Origin of the sequence: Mesorhizobium sp. M7A.F.Ca.US.006.04.2.1, from assembly GCF_004022915.1 — a bacterium.
Taxonomy (GTDB): Bacteria; Pseudomonadota; Alphaproteobacteria; order Rhizobiales; family Rhizobiaceae; genus Mesorhizobium; species Mesorhizobium ciceri.
Genome location: NZ_RZQA01000663.1, coordinates 1 through 3,695, shown reverse-complemented (window position 1 = coordinate 3,695; position 3,695 = coordinate 1). Strand labels below are relative to the sequence as shown.

Below are 3,695 nucleotides of genomic sequence, written 5' to 3'. Positions count from 1 at the left end.
GGCCAGGCTTGGCCGCTGCGCCCCCGCAAGGTCGAAGCCGGCGCCCGGCCACGCCGGCTTGAGCAGCAGCACATCGTCGGAATCGATCATCGTCGCGTTGGCCGCATCGCGGTGCGCCGCCCAGACCGGCCCGCCATAGAAAGCGGCAAGAGCATCTTTCCGCGCAGCCATGCCGTCGAAGCCGCGCATCCAGACGAACATGTCAGGCCGATCGAGATCCCGGAACTGGCCGATGATGGTCATGCCGGCGGCCTCCTGGCCCTCGATCAGCCTGCTGTCGAAGATGTCGATGAGCGTGTCGCGTTGGCCTGGCTTCAGCGTGTATTGCCGCAACTCGACGACAGGCGAGGCGAGCGACGAGGGTTTCGGCGCGACGTTCTGGGGCAGGTTCATCCGGCATTCTCCAAAACAGGGTGATTGTCCTGTTTGTAAAACAGACCGGTTGTCCTGTTTTGTCAATATGCTAATGTCCGGCAATGTCAGCAGAGATGATCGCTCAACCAAAACCGCGCCCGGGAAAACGCATCAACGACCCTGAGGGCATGCGCAAGAAAGTGCTCGATGTCGCCGAGGACGCGTTCCAGGCGCGCGGCTATCACGCCTCCAGCATCGGCGACCTGATGGCGGCGGCTGATGTCAGCGGCGGCGCGCTGCATCACCATTTCCCGACCAAGAAGGCGCTGGCGCTGGCGGTGATCGACGAGCGTGTGGCGGCAGCGGTCGAAGAGACATGGATCGCGCCGGTGCTGGCGGCGGCATCAGCCCGCGAAGGCGTGCGCGCGGTGTTCGAGGCCGTGGCGGCGCAACTGGAGCAGCAGGGTTTCGTGCGCGGCTGTCCGCTCAACAATCTGGCGCACGAATTGTCGCTTGCCGACCCGGATTTCCGCATTGCCCTTGCCGGGATTTTTGCCGGGTGGCGGCGTGCGATTGCCGACAAGCTGCGTGCCGGCCAGCAGGTAGGCAAGGACGAGGGCACGGACCCCGAGCGCTTCGCCGCGCTGACGGTCGCCGCCTACTCGGGAGCGATGTCGATGGCCAAGGCCACGCAGGATGCCGGTGTGCTGCGGGATTGCCTGGCGGGGCTGGAGCGCAGCGCGCCGTCGCCATCGCCATCGCAGGGCGCATTGGCAGCCAGGCGACGCAACAGAATACTGCCACGGCCGGGAACCCCTTGACTCGCCGTGCTCTGGTTCAGCTACTCGGCCAGCGGCTTGATCGTCTCGTAGCCGTTGACGGATTCCGAACTGGTGCCTTCATCGTAGCGCCGGGCGAGCGCGGCTTGCAGATCTGGCGCATAGAGGGCGGTGAATGAATCCAGCGTCTCGCCGGCACCGTTCTTGAAGGTCTCCTTGACCGCCAGGACATTGTATTTGCACTCGCCCAGGCTGAATGTCTCCTTGCCCTTCACGACCAGGCTCAGCGTCTTGGTGCCCTTCGGCGGCTTGTTCGGCGACAACTCGACGAACTCTATCGCGGCCTTTGTCCCCGCCTTCAGCGGAAACAGCTTTCGCAGATCGGAAAACGGGATCATCGCCTGGCGACCGGTGTCGCTGTCGCGAAACACCTCGATCAGGCCGGCGAACAGATATTGGGTCTGGGGCGATTGCGATTCGTAGGTGTTGGCAACCGACATCATCCCGCCGGCCACGGGCCGAAATTCGCTCTGGATGCCGGGTCTCGCCAGAACGAAACCCTTCCTGGCGGACTTGGCGTCGACGCAACCCGCCGCATGCGCGGTGCTCGCGCACAACATCGCGGCCAGGATCATGCAGATAGGTGCGGCTTTCATTTTTCGTCCTCCTCCGCTTGCGCAAGCGAGACATGCCAGCCCCGTGGCGTCATGTCGATGATGACGCAGAGGCGCTGGACGACCGGCCGCTGTCCATGCTGAATCAGCGTATGATGAATCGCCGTTCGACTGCATCGCTTTCCCGACGCAACTTCCTGGCGCAGGCTGCAGGATTTGCCGCGGCCGGCGCCTTGTCGCGCCCGGCCTTCAGCCAGACCGGGCAACGCGTCCAGTCGATCGACGCCACTTTCCTGTTCATCGCCGATGTCCATGCCTGCCGCATGGCGAGCGGCTTGAGCCCCAACTGCCTGCAGGAAGGCAAGACCGACGCCGCGCTGCTGCGCAACGTGGCGGCGCTGAATGCGCTTGGCGACAAGGACTGGCCAACTGAGATCAATGGCGTCGCCACCGGCCTGCGTTCGGCCGGCAGGATAGGCACGCCGCTCGGCCTTGTCGTCGGCGGCGACATCACCGACGATGGCGGCGGCCAGATCACGCAGCCGAGCGAGGGCACCCAACTGCTCCAGTTCAGCCAGCGCTACAGCCAGGGCGTCGGTCCCGATCGCGTGCACATGCCGGTCTATATCGGGCTCGGCAACCATGATCTCGACCAGAACGGCCCGCCGCACCATGTCGACTGGTATCGGCGCGAACTGCGCGATTATGTCGAGGTCAACCATCGCGCCGGCGTGTTCTTCAAGCCGCCGGTGCCTGCCACCGACTACGATGTCGACACCGACTGTTACTCCTGGGACTGGGGCGGCCTGCATCTGATCCAGACGCATCGTTTCGCCGGCGATACCGGCCACGGCGCCGAGAGCAGCCTGCCATGGCTGAAGCAGGATCTGGCGACCTATGCGGCGGACGGCCGTCCGGTCATCCTGTTCCAGCACTATGGCTGGGACACTTTCTCGGTGGAACGTTGGGATGCCGCCAAGCGGCACTTCGATGATGACGGCAGTGGTGCGCCGCATTGGTGGAGCGAGGCCGACCGGCAGGCGTTGCTGGCGGCGCTGAAGGGCTACAATGTCGTCGGCATTTTCCATGGCCACCAGCACGAAACGCCGCTGATCTATCGCAGGGACGGGATCGACCTGTTCAAGCCGAAGGCTGCCTATATGGGCGGTTTCGCGCTGGCCAGGGTGACCAGCGACGGCATGGACGTGGTGCTGGGCGAGGCGGCCGGCGATCACGGCGAGGTCGCCTTCACCAATGCTTTCAGCAAGGGCTGGAGCACCTGAAAAAGGCGGCCTTCGCGACCGCCTTTCCCTCGATAAAGCGCGTTTGCCGATGTCGGATCAGAGCGCCTTCTTGACCTTGTCCTTGACGTCGCCATAGGCCTTCTGCACCTTACCGGCGGTCCGGTCGCCCGTGCCTTCGGCCTGGGTCTGCCTGTTGCCGGTCGCCTTGCCCGCGGCTTCCTTGACCGAGCCCTTGACCTGCTTGGCCACGCCCGCAACCTGATCCTTGTTCACCATTTTTTGCGCATCTCCTGGGGTTCTGAATTCGGAGGAATTCATTTGCGGTAGCTAACGAGCCGGCGTCGGTTAGGTTCCAGGCGTCGCCCGGACGGCAGATCAGGTCGCGCGGCCGCCGCCCTGGGGCAAGGCTGGTGGGCTAGGCTGCGAACACGCGTCGACCATGGAATTTGGATGGCCGTGCATGCGGGGAGAAAAATGGCTGAATTCACGCTCTATATCGGCAACAAGTGTTTCTCCTCATGGTCGTTGCGGCCATGGCTGGCGATGAGGCATCTGGAGATCCCGTTCGAGGAAGGTTTCGTGCGGCTGCGCACGCCTGAAACCTTTGCCAATCTGGCGAAAGTGTCGCCGACCGGTCAGGTGCCGGTGCTGAATCACAATGGCAAGATCGTCTGGGAAACCCTTGCCATCCTTGAATATCTCGC

General features: G+C 63.8%; 6 protein-coding genes. 3 read left to right on the top strand and 3 right to left on the bottom strand.

The features are described from left to right. Positions 1-393: NIPSNAP family protein (locus EN925_RS27600; protein ID WP_164894428.1), on the bottom strand; the 393-nt coding region annotated here is incomplete at its 3' end. A gap of 149 nt (positions 394-542) precedes the next feature. Between EN925_RS27600 and EN925_RS27595 the strand changes: the two genes are divergently transcribed. Further along, the gene (locus EN925_RS27595) at positions 543-1,175 is read left to right on the top strand and encodes a TetR/AcrR family transcriptional regulator (RefSeq protein WP_245487320.1); all 633 of its coding nucleotides are present in this window, start codon (positions 543-545) and stop codon (positions 1,173-1,175) included. A 20-nt stretch (positions 1,176-1,195) separates the two neighbouring features. On the opposite strand, the gene EN925_RS27590 is transcribed toward EN925_RS27595, so the two are convergent. Beyond that, positions 1,196-1,789, bottom strand: a complete 594-nt coding sequence (locus EN925_RS27590) for a hypothetical protein (RefSeq protein ID WP_127370302.1) — start codon at positions 1,787-1,789, stop codon at positions 1,196-1,198. Positions 1,790-1,899: 110 nt separating this feature from the next. On the opposite strand from EN925_RS27590, the gene EN925_RS27585 reads away from it, so the two are divergent. Next, a complete protein-coding gene (locus tag EN925_RS27585) occupies positions 1,900-3,030 on the top strand; it encodes a metallophosphoesterase (protein ID WP_164753869.1) in 1,131 nt (376 codons plus the stop codon). Between the two features lie 57 nt (positions 3,031-3,087). Here the strand turns inward: EN925_RS27585 and EN925_RS27580 are convergent, their stop codons facing one another. Beyond that, positions 3,088-3,267 (bottom strand): CsbD family protein, encoded by a 180-nt coding sequence (locus EN925_RS27580; RefSeq protein ID WP_024505721.1) that lies wholly within the window; start codon positions 3,265-3,267, stop codon positions 3,088-3,090. Between the two features lie 198 nt (positions 3,268-3,465). On the opposite strand from EN925_RS27580, the gene EN925_RS27575 reads away from it, so the two are divergent. Further along, the coding region (locus tag EN925_RS27575; protein WP_206632967.1) for a glutathione S-transferase N-terminal domain-containing protein at positions 3,466-3,695 on the top strand (230 nt) is incomplete at its 3' end.

Excerpts from the sequence above, each read along its gene's own strand:
- EN925_RS27595 (WP_245487320.1), top strand. The coding sequence starts at position 543 with ATGCGCAAGAAAGTGCTCGATGTCGCCGAGGACGCGTTCCAGGCGCGC.
- EN925_RS27590 (WP_127370302.1), bottom strand. The coding sequence starts at position 1,789 with ATGAAAGCCGCACCTATCTGCATGATCCTGGCCGCGATGTTGTGCGCG.
- EN925_RS27585 (WP_164753869.1), top strand. The coding sequence starts at position 1,900 with ATGATGAATCGCCGTTCGACTGCATCGCTTTCCCGACGCAACTTCCTG.
- EN925_RS27580 (WP_024505721.1), bottom strand. The coding sequence starts at position 3,267 with ATGGTGAACAAGGATCAGGTTGCGGGCGTGGCCAAGCAGGTCAAGGGC.